Origin of the sequence: Streptomyces aurantiacus JA 4570 (assembly GCF_000414115.1) — a bacterium.
GTDB lineage: Bacteria > Actinomycetota > Actinomycetes > Streptomycetales > Streptomycetaceae > Streptomyces > Streptomyces aurantiacus_A.
The window spans coordinates 13595-34663 of record NZ_AOPZ01000170.1; the positions used below are offsets into that span (position 1 = coordinate 13595).

Sequence of the window (21069 nt, forward strand, 5' to 3'; positions counted from 1 at the left end):
GGGGGCCCGGTGGGCCGGGCCGCCTACTCCGCCGGAGGCAGCTTCGCCTTCCCCCGCCCCACCTGGGTCCGCACCGCCCCCATGCTCGCCGCGATGACCAGGGTGATCGCGAGGGACTCCATGAGGGTCAGGGACTGGCCGAGGATGAGGAAGCCCGCTATCGCGGCGATGGCGGGTTCGAGGCTCATCATGACCGCGAACGTGGACGCGGGCAGGCGGCGCAGGGCGAGGAGTTCGAGGGTGTAGGGCAGGACGGACGACATGACCGCCACCGCCGCCGCGAGGCCCAGCGTGCTGGGGACCGTGAGCTTCGAGCCGGATTCGACGATGCCGAGGGGGAGGACGAGGATCGCGGCGACGGCCATGGCCAGGGCAAGGCCGTCGGCCTGGGGGAAGCGGCGGCCCGCGCGGGCGCTGAAGACGATGTAGATCGCCCACATCGCGCCGGCCCCCAGCGCGTATGCCACCCCGACCTTGTCGAGCGCCCCGAAGCCGCCGCCCCCGCCCAGCAGGAAGACACCGCACAGGGCCAGGCCCGCCCAGACGACGTTGACCGCGCGGCGGGAGGCGATGACGGAGAGGGCGAGCGGGCCGAGGACTTCGAGGGTGACGGCCGGGCCCAGCGGGATGCGGTCGACCGCCTGGTAGAAGAGGCCGTTCATCGCCGCCAGTGTCGCGCCGAAGGCCAGCACCGTGTTCCAGTCCGCCCGCGAGTGCCCGCGCAGGCGGGGGCGGCAGATGGCGAGCAGGACGATCGCGGCGAAGAGGAGGCGGAGGGTGACCACGCCGAGCGCCCCGGCGCGCGGCATCAGGCTGACGGCTATCGCCCCGCCGAACTGCACGGAGACGCAGCCCGCGAGGACCAGGCCGACGGGGGCGAGCGCCGCGCGGCGCCCGGCTCCGGAAGCGGCCGCTTCCGCGGCCCCCGCGGCTTCGGGCGTGCCGACCGTCGCCGGAGCCTCCACCGCCGCCGGGACGCCGTCCGCCCCGCTGTGTCCGCCCTGGGCTGCGGCCACGCCATCCGTACGCGAGCTGTTCACGCCACGCCTTTCCCGCCGTCGCCGCCGCGACGACCTTCCGTACAGTCCAACCTCATGAACTCCATCGTCCAAGGTAATGGACTGCGTCAGGGTTTTGGAACCCTTTTACGGCTTACGAAGCAGCAGTGCGGCGAGGCGTACGTCTCACCGCCGAGGCGTACTTCTCACTGGTCCAGTCCCTCCGCGAGCACCTCGGCGAGGTGCCGCGCCCGTACCCCCGCCAGCTGCTCCAGCTGCGTGCGGCACGAGAAGCCGTCCGCCAGGACCTCCGCGCCGTCCGGCGCCCGCCGCACGGACGGCAGGAGCTGCTCCTCCGCGCACGCCGCCGACACCTCGTAGTGCCCCTTCTCGAAGCCGAAGTTGCCCGCGAGGCCGCAGCAGCCGCCGGACAGGCCGCCGCCCAGGCCCGCGGCGGCGCGCAGCCGGCGCTCGGCCGCGTCGCCGAGGACGGCGTGCTGGTGGCAGTGGGTCTGGCCGACGGCGGGGCGGGCCAGGAGCGGCGGGCGCCAGTCGGGGGCGTACTCCTCCAGGGCCTGGGCGAAGGTGCGGACGGAGGCGGCGAGTGTGCGTGCGGCGTCGGATCCGGCCAGTTCCACCAGGTCCGTCTTCAGGGCCGCCGCGCAGCTCGGCTCCAGGACGACCAGCGGGGTGCCCTCGCCCAGGCGCTCCAGGAGCGGGAGCGTCAGCTCCAGGGTGCGGCGCTGCACGGCGCGGGCCTGGTCGAGCTGGCCCGTGGAGACGTACGTCAGGCCGCAGCACACGCCGTCCGGCGGCAGCTCCACCGTCAGGCCCGCGGCTTCGAGTACGCGTACGGCGGCCCGCGCGACGGAGGGCGAGAGGTGGTCGGTGAAGGTGTCGGGCCAGAGCACGACGGTGCGGCCGGCCACAGGAGCCGACCCGCGCCCCCGCCACCACCGGCGGAACGTCCGCGGCGCCACCCGCGGCAGCCCCCGCCGCGGCTCGATGCCGCCGAGGCGCTTGGCGAGCGCGGCCAGCGGGCCGACGGACGCGAGCAGGTTGACCAGGCGGGCGGACCGCGTCGCCGCCACGGCGCGCAGCCAGCGCGGCAGGCGGCCCATCGCGTAGTGCGCGGCGGGCCTGCGCCGCCCGGCGTAGTGGTGGTGCAGGAACTCCGCCTTGTACGTGGCCATGTCGACGCCGACCGGGCAGTCGGAGCGGCAGCCCTTGCAGGACAGGCACAGGTCGAGCGCGTCACGTACCTCCGTCGAGCGCCAGCCGTCCTCGACGACCTCGCCGGCCAGCATCTCGTGCAGCAGGCGGGCGCGGCCGCGCGTGGAGTGCTCCTCCTCGCCGGTGGCGCGGAAGGACGGGCACATCACGCCGCCGCCCGAAGCGGCCGTCGGCGTACGGCACTTGGCGACGCCGACGCACCTGCGTACGGCCGCCGAGAAGTCGCCGCCGTCGTGCGGGTAGCCGAAGGCGACATCGACGGGCTCGCGCGGCAGGGGCGTGAAGCGGAGGTTGGTGTCGAGGGGCGCCGGGCGGACCAGCATGCCGGGGTTGAGGAGCCCCGCCGGGTCCCAGAGGTCCTTCACCTGCTCGAAGAGGCCGACGAGTTCGGGGCCGTACATCTTCGGGAGGAGCTCCGCGCGGGCCTGCCCGTCGCCGTGTTCGCCGGACAGGGAGCCGCCGTGCGCGACGACGAGGCCGGCGAGGTCTTCGGAGAAGCGCCGGAACCGCCCCACGCCCGCGTCCGTGAGGAGATCGAAGTCGATGCGTACGTGGATGCAGCCGTCGCCGAAGTGCCCGTACGGGGTGCCGCGCAGGCCGTGCTCGGCGAGCAGGGCGCGGAACTCCCGCAGGTAGGGCCCGAGTCGGGCGGGCGGCACCGCGCAGTCCTCCCAGCCGGGCCACGCCTCGCTGCCGTCCGGCATCCGGGTGGCCGTGCCGGACGCGTCCTCGCGCACCCGCCACAGGGCGCGCTGCCGCGCCGGGTCGCCGACCACGACGGCGTCCACGCAGTCCGCGGCGCGCACGATCGCTGCGGCGTGCGCCCGCGCCTCTTGCGCTGTGCCGCCGCCCGTCTCCACGAACAGCCAGGCCCCGCCCTTGGGCAGGCCGCGCGCGTCGCGCACGAGGTCGGCGGCCATGCCCTCGACGGTGAGGGGGTGGTGCGGGAGCAGGCCGGGGGCGGCCTCGGCGGCCGCGCTCTCGTCCGCGTATCCGAGTACGGCAAGGGCCCGCGCGCGGGGCGCCTCGACGAGCCGCACCGTGGCCTCGGCGAGGACGCCGAGGGTGCCTTCGCTGCCGCAGAAGAAGCGGGGCAGGTCGGGGCCGCGTTCGGGCAGGAGCGCGTCGAGGGCGTAGCCGGAGATGCGGCGGGGGAGGTCGGGAAAGCCGGTGCGGAGTCTGGCCAGGTGGCCCTCGACCAGGGGGCGCAGGCCCGCGGGGGCGCCGTCCCAGGTGCCGCCCGCGAGCGTGCGCGGGCCGCCGCCCTCCCCGCTCACCACCGTCAGCTCGTGCACGTTGTCGGCGGTCGTCCCCCACGCCACCGAATGTGACCCGCAGGAGTTGTTGCCGATCATGCCGCCGAGGGTGCAGCGGCTGTGGGTGGAGGGGTCGGGGCCGAAGGTGAGGCCGTGGGCGGCGGCCGCGTCCCTGAGGGTGTCGAGTACGACGCCGGGCTGCACGCGGGCCGTCCGCGCCCGCGGATCCAGGTCGAGGACGCGGTTCATGTGACGGGTGAAGTCGAGGACCACGCCGGTGCCGGTGGCCTGCCCGGCGATGGAGGTGCCGGCGCCTCTGGCCACGACGGGCACGCCGTGTTCGCGGCACGCGGCGAGGGCGGCCGTGACGTCGGCGGCGTCACGCGGGGCGACGACGGCGCGCGGGACGCGGCGGTAGTTGGACGCGTCCATGGTGGCGAGCGCCCGCCCGGTCACCGAGAAGTCCACGTCCCCGCGCACGGCACGCCGCAGGGCGTGCTCCAGGTTGTTTCCGTTACCCATGCTTCAGAGGGTGCCCAGGGGGGCGCCGCTACTCACTGCGGGGCCGCGTAGGATCGCGTCCGCCTTGGGCCACACGTCCGGCTCACCGGGGCGTTTGTACTAGCTGCGCACGGGGTGGCCGGTGAGCGCGGCGAGACCGTCCAGACTCCCGCCGAGCCAGCTCGCCGCCGTCGGCGTCAACCCGAGGCATACGTCCCATCCCGCTGCCTGCGCCCTCTCGACGACATCCGCGACATCGAACACCGGCGGCGCGGCGGAGCCGAACAGGTACAGCGTCCGTGAGGTCATGGCCTCATCCCACCGTGCGCGGTCGATCAGCTGCAACTGCCCCTGAACGGAGCGGATTTCGGGTGGTCGCCGGTGAGGCTGCCCTACTCTGAAAGCGGTGAGCTGCTCAGAGAGGGGCAAGGCCGTGACGACTTCAGACGCTTCGCCGGACCCGTACGCCGACCCGTTGCGCTTCGGCCAACGCGTGCAGATTCTCCGCGAGCGTCGCGGCATGACGCAGGCGCAGCTCGCCGATTTCATCGGGGTCTCTCCTCACACGCTCCGCAAGATTGAGAACGGGCAGCAGAAGGCACCCGGTCTGGAGATGGTGCTGCGCATCGCTGAGGCATTGCGGGTACGCGATCTCGCCGACCTCACCGGGCACCCGGACGCGCATGTCGACCTCTTCATCGGCCCCGGCCACCCCCGGCTCGCCGCCGTCAAGGCCGCCGTCGACACCTTCTCGCTCGCCTCGGGTGTCGAGCCTCCCCCCGTCGCGCACTTGGAGGCCCGGCTGCGCGCGGCATGGAAAGCACGTCACCAGGCACCCAACCACCGGGAGGTGATCGGCGGACTCCTGCCCGGTCTGATCCGCGATGCTCAGGCGCTGGTACGGAACGCCGAGAGCGCGGTGGCCCGACGCGGCGCCCAGGCTCTCCTCGCCGAGGCGTACTCGCTGTGCCAGTTCTTCGCCGCCTACCAGCCCGATGCGAGCCTCCTGTGGCGTGTCGCCGAACGCGGCATGATCGCGGCTCAGGAGTCGGAGGATCCCCACGCGATCGGTGTCGCGGCCTGGCTCCTCACACAGGCCCACCGGGACAGCGGCCCCCGCCACTTCGACGCGGCCGACGCGGTCAACCTCCAGGCCGTCCGTTTCCTGGAACCGCTCCTGCCGGACTCGTCCGCCGACGTGCTGGCCATCGCCGGAGCCCTGGAGTTCGAGCTCGGCTACACCGCGGCCCGGCGCCGCGAGACCGGTACCGCGTGGCGGCACTGGGACAAGGCCGACGCGATGGCGGGCCGCCTGCCCGCCGACTACTACCACTCGGTCACGTCGTTCTCGAAGGCCATCATGGGCGCGCACGCCGTCACCGTCGCCGTTGAACTGCACCAGGGCGGCGAGTCCGTGCGGCAGGCGGCACGCGCGGACGAGACCACCATCCGCTCCCGTCCCCGGCGCGCACGCCACCGCATCGAGGAAGCCCGAGGATTCCATCTCGACGGGCAGCCGGACGTCGCCATCGCCACGCTGCAAAAGGCGTACGAGGCCGCGCCGGAGACGATCGCGTACAACGGCTACGCGCGCCGGATCATCCTCGAACAGGTCGAGTCGAAGCAGGCCGACCGACGACGTCGCGCCTCCGGTCTGGCCATGGGGATCGGCATCCTCGCCGCCTGAGTACGGGGCGACCGGATTCCGGTCATCGGCCCGGTCGCACCGCCCCTACCGTCGTCATCAGACCTGGTCAACGACGACGGCAGGGGTGCATCGTGAACCTCCACGAGAACAGAGCGATCTCCGACTGGCTGGCCCGCGCCCACCCCCTCCCGGCCCAAGCCCGCGCGGAGTGGTCGCACCACGGCATCGCCCTGCTCCCCCTCGGCCGCCGCTTCGACGCCGTGCGCGTCCCCGCCGACCGCGTCCACGCCGCCGTGGGCAGCGATGACCCCCGAACGGTGGCCGCCGCCCTGGCCGACTGGCTGCACGGCCCCGTCATCCGGGATATCCGGAGCGGCGGTCGGCCCTACTACGTGCTGGTCGCCCCGTACGCCGACGGGGACGCCGACTGGAACGGCCGCGAGGAACGCCTCGGCGCCGACACCCACCTCGGCGTGCCCCGCCCCGGCTCCCTCTCGATGCTCGCGGCCTGGGTGGTCCCACCCCAGCACCCCGGCAACCTCTGCGACCCGGCGCACCTGCGCGCGCTGCTCTCGACGGCCGACGCCCTGAGGACGGTCGAGCCATGACCGTGCCCCACCCCGCCTCGCCCCTGCCCGACGACGAGGCGTCCCGCCTCTACGCCGCCTACATGCGGCACCTTCACCGCTGCCCGCAGGACCACATCACGACCCAGTGCCCCGAGGGCACCCGCCTGCGCCGGGCGTGGCGCGAGGCACAGGCCGCCTCCTTGCGGGCCCCGCGGACGCGACCACGCACCGCACCCTCAACGCCGGGCGTCCCTTCCCAGCCCCCGAAGGGGTCCACGGCCACCGACACGGAACGAGGAGACAGCAGTGTCCCTACCGACGACCGACACGGTCGCAACCGGCCTTGACCTCGTCACACACTCCCCCGACGGAGAATCCCGCGGCCTGTTCGAGCGGGCGGGCAGCCTGTTCCCGCTCAACCCCATGGGCCACATCCTGACCGCGATCACCGACGCCCCTTCCCGCGTCCGTCCGTGGGGACTGCGGTTCGCCGAGATCCCCCGCCCGTCCTGCGGCAAGCACGAGGGCGGCAGCAAGACAACGACCGGTGACTCCCCCGACGGCAACGGGCCGCACACCGAAGAGACGCAGGACGACTAGGGGCGGCCGACGATGATGGGCAGCGTTCTCATCCTCACCGACGAGACCGACATCACCGCCGGTCGCGTCGCCGCCGAACTCGCCGTACGTGGCGTGCCGCTCGTGCGACTGGACCCGGCCGACTTCCCCACACGCCTCAGCATGTCCGCCGAGATCTCCACCGGCGCGACGTGGTCAGGGGCCCTGACCGACCTTGCCGGCGGCCGTACCGCCGTCGACCTGGCCTCCATCAGCGCCGTCTACTACCGGCGCCCGACACAGTTCCGGTTGCCCGACGGCATGAACCGGGCCGAGCAGACATTCGCCTACGGCGAGGCCCGTCGTGGCTTCGGCGGAGTCCTCGGGGCCCTGGACTCCGCCCGGTGGGTCAACGGCCGCGTGGCCGCCGCCCACGCCGAGTACAAGCCCCTGCAACTCGCGACCGCATCCCGGGTTGGCCTGACGGTCCCCAGCACCCTGATCACATCCGAGCCCGATCGCGCCTACAAATGGGCCAAGCAACAAAACGGCCCGATCATCTACAAGCCGCTCTCGGGCATCTGGCACGCCGACGACAACCAGGTGCGCGTCATCTACACCAACTCAGTCGACGACCTCGACTCCCTGCTCGACCCGAGCCTGGGCTATACCGCCCACCTGTTCCAGCGACAAGTACCCAAGGAACACGAGGCGCGGGCGATCGTGGTCGGGCAGCAGGTGTTCACCGTCGCGATCGAGGCCGCGACACCCCGGGGGCGTGGCGACTGGCGCTCCGACTACGACCACCTCTCCTACCGCGTCGTCACCCTGCCCGACCACGTCACGACCAAGCTCGTGGCCCTGCACCGCGAACTGGGCCTCGTCTTCGGCGCCGTCGACCTCATCCGCCGACCCGACGGGGAGTGGGTGTTCCTCGAAACGAACCAGTCCGGCGAATGGGACTGGCTCGCGGGCGAAACCGGCATCCCCGTCGCCGCCGCCCTCGCCGACGTGCTCACCGGAAAGGCCCCCGCATGAGCGAACAGCTCGCCACCGCCCTCGCCGCCCACCTCACCGCATCCGGCAGCCTCACCGCCCCGTGGCACGAGTGCTACACCGCCGTACCACGACACCACTTCATCCCCGACGTGGCATGGGCGGTCCCCGACGGAGCAGGCGCCGGATACGCCATCGACCGCAACCAGGACGCGCCCGGGTGGCTCCAAGCCGTCTACTCCGACGCATCGATCGTGACCCAACTCGACGCCGGCACCGGGGACCTGCGGACCGGCAAGGGCACACCGACATCGAGTTGCTCGGCCCCGGGCATCGTTTTCCCGATGCTCCAAGCCCTCGACCTGCTCGACGGTCACAAGGTCTTGGAGATCGGCACAGGAAGCGGCTGGACGGCCGCACTGCTGTCCGCGCGTCTCAGCTCCCGGTACGTGACATCGGTCGAGGTCGACGAAGCCGTCGCCGCGCGCGCCGCAGAGGCCATCGCGCGAGCCGGATACGACCCCCACCTGGTCGTTGCCGACGGGGCGGACGGCTATGCGCTGACCGCCCCCTACGACCGCGTGCACGCCACATGCGCGGTAGAACGAGTGCCGTACGCATGGGTGCGAGACACCCGCCCCGGCGGCGTCATCGTCCTCCCGTGGCGTCCCACCTACGGCCACGGGCTGTTGGCCCGGCTCGTCGTGAACAGCGACGGCGAGGCCATCGGCCGATTCGAGCGCACGGCATCGTTCATGATGCTGCGCTCACAACAGCGGGCGATCGGCTGGACGCCGCACGACGCGGAGAACGCCACCACTGAACAGGCAACCCTCGACCCCCGCACGATCATCAACGCCCCCGAAGGAGCGGCACTCGCCATCGCCGCACTCGCACCCGGCATCACCCAGACCGTGATCACCGACCCCGGCGGCGACGTGTCACTGCTGCTGTCCGAGGCCGACGCCCCCGAAGGGGCATGGGCCGCGGTCGACTATTCCGCCGGGCTCGACGCCTACGCCGTCACCTGGTGGGGCGAACGCAACTTGTGGACACAGGTGTCTGACGCGTACCTGCAATGGGTGTCGTGGGGGCAACCCGAACGTGCCCGGTTCGGCATCACAGTCACTCCCGATGAACAAGTCCTGTGGCTGGACCATCCCCGGCACCGCATGATGCCGGACCTCTGAGGTGCATCCAGCGGGCCCAGTTGCCGGGTACGGGTACGTACCCGTACCCTCGTGATGTGGGAAGGAGAGCGTCGATGTCCGATGCCAATGTCCGCATCCCTGAGGAAGCCAAGGATCGTCTCGCGGCGATAGCGGCTGCCGAGGGTCTGTCGCTGCGCGCGTACCTGGCCCGTCTGGCCGAGACGTTGCTCACCCCGGCCGAGCGGGCCGAGCGGGCCGAGAAGGCCCTGGCCGAGCTGAAGAGTTGGAACGGCTACGCGCCCACCGCGGCCGAGCAGCAGGACCTGGACAGTGAGCTGGACCGGCGCCTGGCCCAGGTGGCCGCCCGGTGAGCGATGCCATGCACATCGTCCTGGACGACACGGCGATGGCCGCGGCAGGCAGGGGCAACGTCCTCGCTTCCCGTCTGATCCACCGAGCCCACGCCGAACCCGGCTGGTTCTTGTACGCCCCGGCATGCGCGCTCGTCGAAGCCGACCGGGCCCGGCCCGGCACGGCCGAACACCTCGCGGCTCTGCCCGGCATCACCGTCCTGGACCTCGACCTGCCCGCCGCGTTGGCGGTGGCGCGCCAGGAGACCTGGTCCGCGGCGCACAGCCAGTACGCGGCGCAGCCGACCGCGGACCGTCCCGACGGCGCCATCGTGGCCACCACCGCCCCCAGCCGCTGGGCGGGCGAGCCGGTGCGCGTTCTGGATCTCACCCCCTGACCTGCACCACCCTGTCGCCGCCCCCGGCCGGATTCGCCCGGGGGCGGCGATTTCGGTGTGCAGGGTACGGGCGCGGTGCCGCGCCGCCGTGGCCGGAAGGCACCCGGCCCCGCGCAAAAAATAACCAAGCACGCTTGCTTGTTTCTCGCAGCGCTGCCATGCTCCAGGACACACCGCCGTCCCCCGAGGGGAGCGCCCCGTGTCCGACGTACCCAAAGCCGCGCCCGCTTCCGGCGCCGCAGGCACCCTCACCGCCGTCCTCGACGACCTCCGCGACGAGAGCGCCGAACTCGACCAGCTGGTAGGCGAGTTGGGTGACGCGGAGTGGGCGCGGGAAACCCCCGCCCCCGGCTGGACCCTCGCCCACCAGATCGCCCACCTCGCCTGGACCGACCAGGCCGCCCTCCTCGCCGCCACCGACGCCGACGCGTTCGCCGCGCACGCCGCCGTCGCGCTGAAGTCGCCGGACACCTTCGTCGACGACGGTGCCCGCGAAGGGGCCGCGCTGCCGCCAGCCGCGCTGCTCGCCCGCTGGCGGGCCGGGCGCGACGAGCTGCAGCGGGTCCTGCGAGCGGCCCCCGCCGGCGCCCGCTTCCCCTGGTACGGACCGCCCATGTCCGCCGCCTCCGTCGCGACCGCGCGGATCATGGAGACCTGGGCCCACGGCCAGGACGTCGCCGACGCGCTCGGCGTCCACCGCGCGCCCACCGACCGGCTCCGCCACGTCGCCCGCATCGGCGTCCGCGCCCGCGACTACGCGTACGCGGTACGGGGACTCACTCCGCCCGCCGAGGAGTTCCGCGTCGAACTCCGCGCGCCCAGCGGGGGCTTGTGGACGTTCGGGGAGGAGAGCGCACCCCAGCGCGTCACCGGGCCCGCCCTCGACTTCTGCCTCCTCGCCACCCGCCGCGCCCACCGCGACGACCTCGCCCTGCGCGCCGAAGGGCCCGACGCCGACCAGTGGCTCGACATCGCCCAGGCGTTCGCCGGGCCGCCCGGCGCGGGGCGGGAAGCCTCGGGGGGCGGGGCGTGAGCGCCGACGGCAGCCAGGGCGTCCTCCGTATCGGCAACGCCAGCGGCTTCTACGGCGACCGCCACACCGCCGTACAGGAGATGCTCACCGGCGGCCCCCTGGACGTCCTCACCGGCGACTACCTCGCCGAGCTGACCATGCTCATCCTCGGCCGCGACCGCCTCAAGGACCCGGCCCGCGGCGGCTACGCGAAGACCTTCCTGAAGCAGATGGAGGAGTGTCTGGGGGAGGCCAAGGGCCGGGGCGTGCGCGTCGTCGCCAACGCGGGCGGGCTCAATCCGGCCGGACTGGCGGACGCCATAAGGGAGTTGGCCGGCCGCCTCGGCCTGGACGTACGAGTGGCCCACGTCGAAGGCGACGACCTCGGGCCCCGTCACCCCGGCGCCCTCACCGCCCACGCCTACCTCGGCGGCTTCGGCATCGCGGAAGCCCTGCGCGCGGGCGCCGACGTCGTCGTCACCGGCCGCGTCACCGACGCCGCCCTCGTCACCGGCCCCGCCGCCGCCCACTTCGGCTGGGGGCCCGGCGACCACGACCGGCTCGCGGGCGCCGTCGTCGCCGGTCACATCCTGGAGTGCGGCACCCAGGCCACCGGCGGCAACTACGCCTTTTTCGACGAGTTCGACCCCGCCGCGACGGCCCGCCCCGGCTTCCCGCTCGCCGAGATCCACCCCGACGGCTCCTGCGTCATCACCAAGCACGACGGGACGGGCGGCGTCGTCGACGTCGGCACGGTCACCGCGCAGCTCCTGTACGAGACCTCCGGCGCCCGCTACGCCGGACCCGACGTCACCGCCCGCCTCGACAGCGTCCGCCTGACCCAGGAGGGACCCGACCGCGTCCGCGTCGACGGCGTACGCGGCGAGGCACCGCCGCCCACCCTCAAGGCCGGCCTCACCCGCGTCGGCGGGCACCGCAACGAAGTCGTGTTCGTCCTCACCGGCCTCGGCATCGAGGCGAAGGCGGATCTCGTCCGCGCCCAGATCGAGGACGCGTTCGGCCGCGCCAAGTCCCGGCCGGAGCACGTGCGTTGGGAGCTGGCCCGCACGGACCGGCCCGACGCGCCCACCGAGGAGACCGCCAGCGCCCTGCTGCGGCTCGTCGTCCGCGACCGGGACGCGGACGTCGTCGGCCGGGCCGTCACCGGCGCCGCGATCGAGCTCGCGCTCGGCAGCTACCCCGGGTTCCACGTCACGGCACCGCCCGGCAAGGGCACCCCGTACGGCGTCTTCGAGGCCGTGTACGTCGACGCCACGACGGTCGACCACGTGGCGGTCCTCGACCAGGACGGCCGCCGCGTGCACATTCCGGCGCCGGAGGACACGCGGGAGTTGGCCGACGTCCAGGCCCCGCCGTTGCCCGAGCCGTTGGCGTACGACATGGCACAGACCCGCCGCGCACCCCTCGGCCTCGTCGCCGGAGCCCGCAGCGGTGACAAGGGCGGGGACGCGAACGTCGGGGTGTGGGCGCGTACGGACGAGGCGTGGCGGTGGCTGGCCCACACCCTCACGGTCGATCTGTTCCGTGAACTGCTCCCGGAGACAGCCGACTTGCCTGTCCACAGGCACGTGCTGCCCAATCTGCGCGCCCTCAACTTCGTCGTCGAGGGAATCCTCGGCGCGGGCGTCGCGTCGCAGGCCCGTTTCGACCCGCAGGCCAAGGCCCTCGGCGAGTGGCTGCGCGCCCGCCACGTCGACATACCGGAGAGCCTGCTGTGACCGGAGATGCTCCTGTGACCGTGGAGGTACAACCGTGACCGTGCTCGCGTCCGCGCTCGACCCCGCGAGCCCCGAGTACACCGCCCACCGCGAGGCCATGCTCGCCAAGCTCGCCGAGCTGGACACCGAGCAGGCCAAGGCGCTGGAGGGCGGCGGCGAGAAGTACGTCCAACGGCACCGCGACCGGGGCAAGTTGCTGGCCAGGGAGCGCATCGAGCTGCTGCTCGACCCCGACACGCCGTTCCTGGAGCTGTCGCCCCTCGCGGCGTGGGGGAGCGAGTATCCGGTCGGGGCCTCCATGGTGACGGGCATCGGAGTCGTCGAGGGTGTGGAGTGTCTGATCACGGCCAATGATCCGACCGTACGCGGCGGCGCCAGCAATCCCTGGACGCTGAAGAAGGCGTTCCGCGCGCACGAGATCGGGCACGCCAACCGCCTGCCGTCCATCCACCTCGTGGAGTCCGGGGGCGCCGATCTGCCTTCCCAGAAGGAGATCTTCATCCCGGGCGGCGCCCTGTTCAAGCACCTCACGCAGTCCTCGGCCGCCGGGATCCCGACCATCGCCGTCGTCTTCGGGAACTCCACGGCGGGCGGCGCCTACGTGCCCGGCATGTGCGACCACGTGATCATGGTCAAGGAGCGCGCGAAGGTGTTCCTCGGCGGGCCGCCGCTGGTGAAGATGGCGACCGGCGAGGAGAGCGACGACGAGTCGCTGGGCGGCGCCGAGATGCACGCCCGCACCTCCGGCCTCGCCGACCACCTCGCCCAGGACGAGCACGACGCCCTCCGCCAGACCCGCCGCGTCGTCGCCCGCCTCAACTGGCGCAAGGCGCACGCCGATCCGAGCACACCCGCCGTGCCGCCCAAGTACGACGCCGACGAACTGCTCGGCGTCGTCCCGGGCGACCTCCGCACCCCCTTCGACCCGCGTGAGGTCATCGCGCGCGTCGTCGACGGCTCCGACTTCGACGAGTTCAAGCCGCTCTACGGGACGAGTCTGGTGACCGGCTGGGCGAGCCTGCACGGCTATCCCCTCGGCATCCTCGCCAACGCGCAGGGCGTGCTGTTCTCCGAGGAGTCGCAGAAGGCCGCCCAGTTCATCCAGCTCGCCAACCAGCGCGACATCCCCCTCCTCTTCCTGCACAACACCACCGGCTACATGGTCGGCAAGGAGTACGAGCAGGGCGGCATCATCAAGCACGGCGCGATGATGATCAACGCGGTGAGCAACAGCCGGGTGCCCCATCTCTCCGTCCTGATGGGCGCTTCCTACGGCGCCGGGCACTACGGCATGTGCGGGCGCGCCTACGACCCCCGCTTCCTGTTCGCCTGGCCCAGCGCCAAGTCCGCCGTGATGGGGCCGCAGCAGCTCGCGGGCGTCCTGTCGATCGTCGCCCGGCAGTCGGCGGCCGCCAAGGGCAAGCCGTACGACGAGGACGCCGACGCGGCGCTGCGCGCCATGGTGGAGCAGCAGATCGAGTCCGAGTCGCTGCCGATGTTCCTTTCCGGGCGGCTGTACGACGACGGGGTGATCGACCCGCGCGACACCCGCACCGTCCTCGGCATCTGCCTGTCCGCGATCCACACGGCCCCGGTCGAGGGCGCGCGCGGCGGCTTCGGCGTCTTCCGGATGTGAGAGAGGTGACTGAATCACCCATGCTTTCCAAGCTGTTGGTGGCCAATCGGGGCGAGATTGCCTGCCGCGTCTTCCGTACGTGCCGTGAGCTCGGCATCGCCACCGTCGCCGTGCACTCCGACGCCGACGCGGACGCCCTGCACGTACGCGAGGCCGATGAGGCGGTACGCCTGCCGGGGGCGGCGCCGTCCGAGACGTATCTGCGCGGCGAGCTGATCGTGAAGGCCGCGCAGGCGGCGGGCGCCGACGCCGTGCATCCCGGCTACGGGTTCCTGTCCGAGAACGCCGAGTTCGCGCGGGCCGTGACCGACGCGGGCCTGGTGTGGATCGGGCCGCCGCCGGACGCCATCGAGGCGATGGCGTCCAAGACGCGGGCGAAGGAGCTGATGGGCCTCGCGCCGCTCGCCGCCGACGCGGTCACGGAGGCCGATCTGCCGGTGCTAGTGAAGGCGGCGGCCGGTGGCGGCGGGCGCGGGATGCGGGTCGTACGCGAACTGGGCGCGTTGAAGAGTGAGTTGGAGGCAGCGCGGGCCGAGGCGGTCAGTGCCTTCGGGGACGGTGAGGTCTTCGTCGAGCCGTACGTCGAGGGCGGGCGGCACGTCGAGGTGCAGGTCCTCGCGGACGCGCACGGGACGGTGTGGCCGCTCGGGACGCGCGACTGCACACTCCAGCGCCGCCACCAGAAGGTGATCGAGGAGTCCCCGGCGCCGGGTCTTGACGGTGAACTCGTCGGCCGACTGCACGAGTTGGCGGTGCGCGCCGCCCGCGCCACCGACTACCGGGGCGCGGGCACCGTCGAGTTCCTGGTCGCCGCGGACGGCACCGCGCACTTCCTGGAGATGAACACCCGCCTTCAGGTCGAACACCCGGTGACGGAGGCGGTGTTCGGCCTCGACCTGGTCGCCCTCCAGATCCGCGTCGCCGAGGGCGAGCCCCTGGAGGGCCCCGAGCCGCCGCCCGCGCACGGGCACGCGGTCGAGGCCCGCCTGTACGCCGAGGACCCGGCGGCCGGCTGGGCGCCGCAGACCGGCACCCTGCACCGCCTGGTCGTACCGGACGGCGTGCGCCTGGACACCGGGTACGCGGACGGCGACACCGTCGGCGTCCACTACGACTCCATGCTGGCGAAGGTCGTCGCCCACGCGCCCACCCGCGCGGAGGCCCTGCGCAGGCTCGCGGGCGCCCTGGAGCGGACCGTCGCGCACGGCCCGGTCACCAACCGGGAGCTGCTCGTACGCTCCCTGCGGCACCCGGAGTTCACGGCCGCCCGCATGGACACGTCGTTCTACGACCGGCACCTGCCGGAGCTGACGGCGGCCGACCCCGGCCCGGCGGCCCGGTACGCGCCACTCGCCGCCGCCCTCGCCGACGCCTCCGGGCGCTCCCGCTTCGGCGGCTGGCGCAATCTGCGCTCACAGCCGCAGGTCAAGCGGTACCGGAGCGAGGCGGACGGCGCCGAGCACGAGGTCCGGTACACGCACACGCGGGACGGCCTCGTCGCGGACGGCGCCCGGGTCGTGCGGGCCTCTCAGGGCCAGGTCGTACTCGAAGTGGACGGTGTGCGGCGCGAGTTCGCTGTCACGCGCTACGGCGACGACCGCGTGTACGTCGGGAACGTCGCGCTCACCGCGCTGCCGCTGCTGCCCGAGCCCGCCGTGCGGCAGGAACCGGGCTCGCTGCTCGCGCCGATGCCGGGGACGGTGCTGCGGGTGGCGGAGGGGCTGGCGGAGGGCGCCCGGGTCGAGGCCGGGCAGCCGGTCGTCTGGCTGGAGGCGATGAAGATGGAGCACCGCGTCGTGGCGCCCGCCTCCGGAGTGCTCACGGCGCTGCACGCACAAGCAGGTCGACAGGTCGAGGTGGGCGCACTGCTCGCGGTGGTCCAGGAAGACGTACGGCCCGAGGTGGCCCAGCAAGACGTACAGCTCTCCGTGGTCAAAGAAGACGTACAGGAGGAACGACCGTGAACGCTCCCGTGCTCGAAACCGAGGAACACAAGGCCCTGCGCGCCGCCGTCGCCGCGCTCGGCAAGCGCTACGGCCGCGCCTACATGACCCGCGTCGTCCAGGACGGCGGCCACCCCGACGAACTGTGGGGGGACGCCGCCAAGCTGGGCTACCTGGGCGTGAGCCTGCCCGAGGAGTACGGCGGCGGGGGCGGCGGCATCGCGGAACTCTCCATCGTCCTGGAGGAGTTGGGCGCGGCCGGCAGCCCGCTGCTCATGCTGGTGGTGTCCCCGGCGATCTGCGGCACGGTGATCGCCCGCTTCGGCACCGAGGCACAGAAGCGGGAGTGGCTGCCGGGCCTGGCCGACGGCAGCCGCACGATGGCGTTCGGCATCACCGAGCCCGACGCGGGCTCCAACTCGCACCGCATCACCACCACCGCCCGCAGGGACGGCGACGACTGGATCCTGACCGGCCGCAAGGTCTTCATCTCCGGCGTGGACATCGCCGACGCCACCCTCATAGTCGGCCGCACCGAGGACGCCCGCACGGGCAAGCTCAAGCCCTGCCTGTTCATCGTCCCGCGCGACGCGCCCGGCTTCACGCGCCACCGCATCGACATGGAACTCCAGGCCCCGGAGAAGCAGTTCGAGCTGGCCCTGGACGACGTGCGGCTGCCCGCGGACGCCCTGGTCGGTGACGAGGACGCGGGCCTGCTCCAGCTCTTCGCGGGGCTCAACCCCGAGCGCATCATGACGGCGGCGTTCTCCCTCGGCATGGCGCGGTACGCGCTGGCGCGGGCGGTGGAGTACGCGAAGGAACGCACCGTGTGGAAGCAGCCCATCGGAGCCCACCAGGCCCTGGCCCACCCCCTCGCCCAGTCGCACATCGAGATCGAGCTGGCCCGCCTGATGATGCAGAAGGCGGCCCGGCTGTACGACGACGGCGACGACATGGGGGCGGGGGAGGCCGCGAACATGGCGAAGTTCGCGGCGGCCGACGCGTGCGTGAAGGCCGTGGACCAGGCGGTGCACACCCTCGGCGGCAACGGCCTGACCAAGGAGTTCGGGCTGGCCTCGCTGATCGTGGCGTCCAGGGTGGCCCGGATCGCGCCGGTGAGCCGGGAGATGATCCTGAACTTCGTGTCCCACCAGAGCCTGGGCCTGCCCAAGTCGTACTAGTCGCATCAGGAGTCCCCATGGTCCCCATGGCAGTGGTTCGGGTGGCCGGGCCCGACCGGGGCGTCGTCACCCTCACCCTGGACGCGCCCGCCAACCGCAACGCCCTCTCGGCCGCCCTGGTGGCCGAACTCGCCGCCGCCCTGGAGGAGGCGGGCAAGGACGACTCCGTACGCGCCGCCGTCCTCACCCACACCGGCACCACCTTCTGCGCGGGCGCGGACCTGCGCGAACCGCCGGACCCGGGGGCGTTCGTGGCGCTGCTCCGGCAGGTCGTGGAGCTGCCGAAGCCGGTGGTGGCGCGGGTGACGGGGCACGTACGGGCGGGCGGGCTCGGCCTGCTCGCGGCGTGCGACATCGCGGTGGCCGGGAGCGCGGGCGGTACGGAGGCGTCGTTCGCGCTCACCGAGGTGCACATCGGCGTCGTACCGGCGGTGATCTCGCTGACCCTGCTGCCGCGCCTGGACCCCCGGGCGGCGAGCCGCTACTACCTCACCGGGGAGCGGTTCGACGCGGCGGAGGCGGCGCGGATCGGCCTGATCACGGCGTACGCGACCGGGGCCGATGACGTCGACGGGGTGCTCGCCCCGGTCCTCGACGGGCTGCGCAAGGCGGCTCCGGGGGCGCTGGCCGACGCGAAGAAACTCGTCACGGCTAGGGTTCTTGACGCATTCGACAAGGAAGCGGACGCCTACGTCGCCCTCTCGGCGCACCGCTTCGGCTCGGCCGAGGCGCGGGAGGGGATGGCGGCGTTCCTGGAACGACGGGAGCGCTCATGGGCGCTGTGACCGAGGAGCGCCCGTGGGCGCCATGACCGAGGCCGACCGCGCGCCCAAGCAGGACCGCAGCCGGGTCACCCGGCAGCGGCTCCTGGAGGCGGCCGTGGCCTGCCTGGCCGAGCACGGCTGGGCGGGCTCGACGGTGTCCGTGGTCGCCGAGCGGGCCGGGGTGTCGCGCGGCGCCGCCCAGCACCACTTCCGCACCCGCGAGGAACTGTTCACGGCGGCGGTCGAGTACGTCGCCGAGGAGCGGTCGGCCGCGCTGCGCGGTCTTTTCCCGGACGCCGCCGGGGGCGCCGCCGGGGCCGACCGGGCCGCGGTCGTGGCGGCCCTCGTCGACCTGTACACCGGGCCGCTGTTCCGGGCCGCGCTCCAGCTCTGGGTCGCCGCGTCCAACGAGGAGCAACTGAGTCCGCGGGTCGCGGAGTTGGAGGCTCGCGTCGGCCGCGAGACGCATCGGATCGCGGTGGAGCTGCTCGGCGCCGACGAATCCCGTCCCGGCGTACGGGAGACGGTCCAGGGCCTCCTGGACATGGCGCGCGGCCTGGGCCTCGCGAACCTCCTCACGGATGACGCGGGGCGCCGGAAACGCGTGGTCGCGGAGTGGGGCCGCCTGGTGGACGAGGCGCTGCGCTGAGCCGTCCCCAACCCCGCCCCTTCCCGAAACCGGGGGCTCCGCCGGGAAGGGGCGGGATTGGGGAGCCCCCCGGCAGGGACCGGCCCTCAGCCCGCCGAGATCCCCCCGAACCCCGAGATCTCCCGAGGGCTCCGCGCAGCGGGCCCCACATAGCGGGCGGAGGGCCGCACCAGCCGCCCAGTCCGCTTCTGCTCAAGAATGTGCGCCGACCACCCGGCGGTACGCGCACAGGTGAACATCGAGGTGAACATGTGCGCGGGCACCTCGGCGAAGTCGAGGACGATCGCGGCCCAGAACTCCACGTTGGTGGCGAGGACCCGGTCAGGCCGGCGGGCGTGCAGCTCGTCGAGAGCGGCCTTCTCCAGCGCCTCGGCGACCTCGAAGCGGGGCGCGCCCAGCTCACGGGCGGTACGCCGCAGCACCCGGGCACGCGGATCCTCGGCGCGGTACACGCGGTGGCCGAAGCCCATCAGGCGCTCGCCCTTGTCCAGGGCCTGCTTGACGTACGCGACGGCGTCACCCGTGCGCTCGATCTCCTCGATCATGCCGAGGACGCGGGACGGCGCGCCACCGTGCAGCGGCCCGGACATCGCGCCCACGGCCCCGCTCAGCGCCGCCGCCACGTCCGCGCCGGTGGAGGCGATGACGCGGGCGGTGAACGTGGAGGCGTTCATGCCGTGCTCGGCGGCGGACGTCCAGTAGGCGTCGACGGCCTGGACGTGACGCGGGTCGGGCTCGCCGCGCCAGCGCCGCATGAACCGCTCGACGACGGTCTCGGCCTTGTCGATCTCGCGCTGCGGGACCATCGGCAGGCCCTGGCCGCGCGCGGACTGGGCGACGTACGAGAGCGCCATGACGGCGGCGCGCGCCAGATCGTCGCGCGCCTGCGCCTCGTCGATGTCGAGGAGCGGGCGCAGGCCCCACACGGGGGCGAGCATGGCGAGCGCGGACTGCACGTCGACGCGGATGTCGCCGGAGTGCACGGGGATCGGGAACGGCTCGGCGGGCGGCAGGCCGGGGTCGAAGGCGCCGTCGACGAGCAGCCCCCACACGTTGCCGAAGGAGACGTGGCCGACCAGGTCCTCGATGTCGACGCCCCGATACCGCAGGGCACCGCCTTCCTTGTCCGGTTCGGCGATCTCCGTCTCGAACGCGACGACTCCTTCAAGTCCGGGTACGAAGTCGGACATCAGGCGGCTCCTCATGATGTGTGCGACACGGTGTGTACGACGGGATGTGTACGCGATGTGTACGGGATGTCTGCGACCCGGGGCCTTGGCGCTGGGCCCGGGGTAACCCGGTGATGCCCCGCGCGGCCGGAGGTCACCCAACCGACACGGATTCGGAACGATAACCCTTGGTGCCACCCTTGGCGATGGACTGCGGCACCCAGTGCCACACATCACCTCTTGGTGGGGCCGACTGCCGCCGTGTGACGGGGTGTTCGTATACGGCAAGATGACCGCGTGACCGACTTCCGTGCCACCGCCTCCGACGCATCGTCAGCATCTGAAGCAGCTGCCGCCCCCGGCGTGTCCGGCGCCTCCGGCGTGTCGGGCGTGCCCGACGCCGGGGACCTGGCCGCCATGCGCGCGCACTACGTCGCCGAGGGCATCACCGAGGCCGACTGCGCCGCCGATCCCGTCGAGCAGTTCGGACGCTGGTTCGCGCAGGCGGCCGCCGAGGCGGCGGACCCCTCCGGGGTGATCCACGAGCCGAACGCCATGGTCGTGTCGACGGCGGACGCGCAGGGGCGGCCGAGCTCCCGCACGGTGCTCCTGAAGGGGTACGACGCGCACGGCTTCGTCTTCTTCACGAACTACGACTCCCGCAAGGCGCGGGACCTCGACGCGAACCCGCACGTCTCGCTGCTCTTCCCCTGGCACCCGATGGGCCGCCAGGTCGTCGTGACCGGCACGGCGGCGCGGACCGGCCGGGACGAGACCGTCCGCTACTTCCGCAGCCGGCCGCACGGCTCCCAGCTCGGCGCGTGGGCCAGCGCGCAGTCCTCCGTGATCGCCTCGCGCGACGAACTCGACGCGGCGTACGCCGCGTTGGCGGCGCGCTATCCGGAGGGTGAGCAGGTGCCTGCGCCGCCGCACTGGGGTGGCTACCGGGTGACCCCGCTCGCCGTCGAGTTCTGGCAGGGGCGCACCAATCGCCTGCACGACCGGCTCTGTTACGTCCGCGAGGACGTTTCCACGGCGTGGACGCTGCGGCGTCTCTCTCCGTGACCCTGTCCCGCCGCTTCGCGGCGGATATCTCCCACCCTCCCCCAAGCTCTTAAAGAGCAGGGGGGACCCCCTTCCCGTTTAGAGCAGGGGGGACCCCCTTCCCGTTTCCACTGGGCCGCAGGCTCCGGGCCGGAGCGCCCGCGCTGTACGCCGAACCCGCGCCCGGCACCGGCCTCCCGGTGCCACGCACGGCCGTCCGGCGTCGCTGAGCTCGGTCAGACGGTTCCGGCAGGTAGTAAGGGCGGGTGGGTGG

Annotated in this window: 18 protein-coding genes and 1 pseudogene; 15 read left to right on the forward strand and 4 right to left on the reverse strand. The window is 73.0% G+C overall.

The features are described from left to right. Positions 1 to 23: 23 nt before the first annotated feature. From STRAU_RS17800 to STRAU_RS17810, 3 genes and pseudogenes are all read right to left on the reverse strand, one after another. Complete coding sequence (locus STRAU_RS17800; RefSeq protein ID WP_016641737.1) at positions 24 to 1016, reverse strand: EamA family transporter; 993 nt, start codon at positions 1014 to 1016, stop codon at positions 24 to 26. Between the two features lie 188 nt (positions 1017 to 1204). Then, entirely contained in the window at positions 1205 to 4009 is a 2805-nt protein-coding gene (locus tag STRAU_RS17805; protein ID WP_016641738.1) for an FAD-binding and (Fe-S)-binding domain-containing protein, read from the reverse strand. Between the two features lie 36 nt (positions 4010 to 4045). Next, positions 4046 to 4297 (reverse strand): annotated as a pseudogene (locus tag STRAU_RS17810) (flavoprotein); the annotation flags it as partial. 124 nt (positions 4298 to 4421) lie between these two features. Here STRAU_RS17810 and STRAU_RS17815 point away from each other — a divergent pair. The 14 genes from STRAU_RS17815 to STRAU_RS17880 all read left to right on the forward strand — a co-directional run bounded on the left by STRAU_RS17815 (position 4422) and on the right by STRAU_RS17880 (position 18582). Beyond that, positions 4422 to 5675: a helix-turn-helix transcriptional regulator gene (locus STRAU_RS17815; protein ID WP_259299931.1), complete on the forward strand. Its 1254-nt coding sequence runs from the start codon at positions 4422 to 4424 to the stop codon at positions 5673 to 5675. A 92-nt stretch (positions 5676 to 5767) separates the two neighbouring features. Then, positions 5768 to 6244, forward strand: coding sequence for a hypothetical protein (locus tag STRAU_RS39045; RefSeq protein ID WP_016641741.1), 477 nt, complete (start codon positions 5768 to 5770; stop codon positions 6242 to 6244). Positions 6245 to 6511: 267 nt separating this feature from the next. After that, positions 6512 to 6805 (forward strand): hypothetical protein, encoded by a 294-nt coding sequence (locus STRAU_RS17825; protein WP_037660173.1) that lies wholly within the window; start codon positions 6512 to 6514, stop codon positions 6803 to 6805. Between the two features lie 12 nt (positions 6806 to 6817). Further along, positions 6818 to 7801, forward strand: coding sequence for an ATP-grasp ribosomal peptide maturase (gene tgmB / locus STRAU_RS17830; protein ID WP_016641743.1), 984 nt, complete (start codon positions 6818 to 6820; stop codon positions 7799 to 7801). After that, positions 7798 to 8949, forward strand: a complete 1152-nt coding sequence (locus STRAU_RS17835) for a methyltransferase domain-containing protein (protein ID WP_016641744.1) — start codon at positions 7798 to 7800, stop codon at positions 8947 to 8949. Before tgmB ends, STRAU_RS17835 begins: the two co-directional genes overlap by 4 nt. A 74-nt stretch (positions 8950 to 9023) precedes the next feature. Further along, on the forward strand, positions 9024 to 9281 hold the full coding sequence (locus STRAU_RS17840; protein WP_016641745.1) for a hypothetical protein: 258 nt from the start codon (positions 9024 to 9026) through the stop codon (positions 9279 to 9281). A gap of 8 nt (positions 9282 to 9289) precedes the next feature. Then, the gene (locus STRAU_RS17845) at positions 9290 to 9658 is read left to right on the forward strand and encodes a PIN domain-containing protein (RefSeq protein WP_016641746.1); all 369 of its coding nucleotides are present in this window, start codon (positions 9290 to 9292) and stop codon (positions 9656 to 9658) included. Between the two features lie 199 nt (positions 9659 to 9857). Then, positions 9858 to 10691 (forward strand): TIGR03084 family metal-binding protein, encoded by an 834-nt coding sequence (locus STRAU_RS17850; RefSeq protein WP_016641747.1) that lies wholly within the window; start codon positions 9858 to 9860, stop codon positions 10689 to 10691. Continuing rightward, positions 10688 to 12409 (forward strand): acyclic terpene utilization AtuA family protein, encoded by a 1722-nt coding sequence (locus STRAU_RS17855; RefSeq protein ID WP_016641748.1) that lies wholly within the window; start codon positions 10688 to 10690, stop codon positions 12407 to 12409. The genes STRAU_RS17850 and STRAU_RS17855 overlap by 4 nt, the downstream gene beginning before the upstream one ends. A 34-nt stretch (positions 12410 to 12443) precedes the next feature. Next, positions 12444 to 14045: an acyl-CoA carboxylase subunit beta gene (locus STRAU_RS17860; protein WP_016641749.1), complete on the forward strand. Its 1602-nt coding sequence runs from the start codon at positions 12444 to 12446 to the stop codon at positions 14043 to 14045. A gap of 20 nt (positions 14046 to 14065) precedes the next feature. Continuing rightward, entirely contained in the window at positions 14066 to 16009 is a 1944-nt protein-coding gene (locus tag STRAU_RS17865) for an acetyl/propionyl/methylcrotonyl-CoA carboxylase subunit alpha (RefSeq protein WP_016641750.1), read from the forward strand. Then, entirely contained in the window at positions 16006 to 17169 is a 1164-nt protein-coding gene (locus tag STRAU_RS17870) for an acyl-CoA dehydrogenase family protein (RefSeq protein ID WP_016641751.1), read from the forward strand. Before STRAU_RS17865 ends, STRAU_RS17870 begins: the two co-directional genes overlap by 4 nt. 17 nt (positions 17170 to 17186) lie before the next feature. Beyond that, positions 17187 to 17954 (forward strand): enoyl-CoA hydratase family protein, encoded by a 768-nt coding sequence (locus STRAU_RS17875; protein ID WP_052029137.1) that lies wholly within the window; start codon positions 17187 to 17189, stop codon positions 17952 to 17954. A 22-nt stretch (positions 17955 to 17976) separates the two neighbouring features. Further along, positions 17977 to 18582: a TetR/AcrR family transcriptional regulator gene (locus STRAU_RS17880; protein WP_397892116.1), complete on the forward strand. Its 606-nt coding sequence runs from the start codon at positions 17977 to 17979 to the stop codon at positions 18580 to 18582. A gap of 86 nt (positions 18583 to 18668) precedes the next feature. On the opposite strand, the gene STRAU_RS17885 is transcribed toward STRAU_RS17880, so the two are convergent. Beyond that, positions 18669 to 19772, reverse strand: a complete 1104-nt coding sequence (locus STRAU_RS17885) for a citrate synthase 2 (RefSeq protein ID WP_016641754.1) — start codon at positions 19770 to 19772, stop codon at positions 18669 to 18671. A 396-nt stretch (positions 19773 to 20168) separates the two neighbouring features. Here STRAU_RS17885 and pdxH point away from each other — a divergent pair, with 396 nt between their 5' ends. Further along, positions 20169 to 20816 carry a pyridoxamine 5'-phosphate oxidase gene (gene pdxH, locus STRAU_RS17890; protein WP_078621304.1) on the forward strand — a complete coding sequence of 216 codons (648 nt, stop codon included), beginning with the start codon at positions 20169 to 20171 and terminating at the stop codon, positions 20814 to 20816. The last annotated feature ends 253 nt before the right edge of the window (positions 20817 to 21069 follow it).

Bases quoted from the DNA above. Each gene is read 5' to 3' on its own strand.
- STRAU_RS17805 (WP_016641738.1), bottom strand. From the start codon at position 4,009: ATGGGTAACGGAAACAACCTGGAGCACGCCCTGCGGCGTGCCGTGCGC.
- tgmB (WP_016641743.1), top strand. From the start codon at position 6,818: ATGATGGGCAGCGTTCTCATCCTCACCGACGAGACCGACATCACCGCC.
- STRAU_RS17835 (WP_016641744.1), top strand. From the start codon at position 7,798: ATGAGCGAACAGCTCGCCACCGCCCTCGCCGCCCACCTCACCGCATCC.
- STRAU_RS17840 (WP_016641745.1), top strand. From the start codon at position 9,024: ATGTCCGATGCCAATGTCCGCATCCCTGAGGAAGCCAAGGATCGTCTC.
- STRAU_RS17845 (WP_016641746.1), top strand. From the start codon at position 9,290: ATGCACATCGTCCTGGACGACACGGCGATGGCCGCGGCAGGCAGGGGC.
- STRAU_RS17865 (WP_016641750.1), top strand. From the start codon at position 14,066: ATGCTTTCCAAGCTGTTGGTGGCCAATCGGGGCGAGATTGCCTGCCGC.
- STRAU_RS17875 (WP_052029137.1), top strand. From the start codon at position 17,187: ATGGTCCCCATGGCAGTGGTTCGGGTGGCCGGGCCCGACCGGGGCGTC.
- STRAU_RS17880 (WP_397892116.1), top strand. From the start codon at position 17,977: ATGACCGAGGCCGACCGCGCGCCCAAGCAGGACCGCAGCCGGGTCACC.
- STRAU_RS17885 (WP_016641754.1), bottom strand. From the start codon at position 19,772: ATGTCCGACTTCGTACCCGGACTTGAAGGAGTCGTCGCGTTCGAGACG.
- pdxH (WP_078621304.1), top strand. From the start codon at position 20,169: ATGCGCGCGCACTACGTCGCCGAGGGCATCACCGAGGCCGACTGCGCC.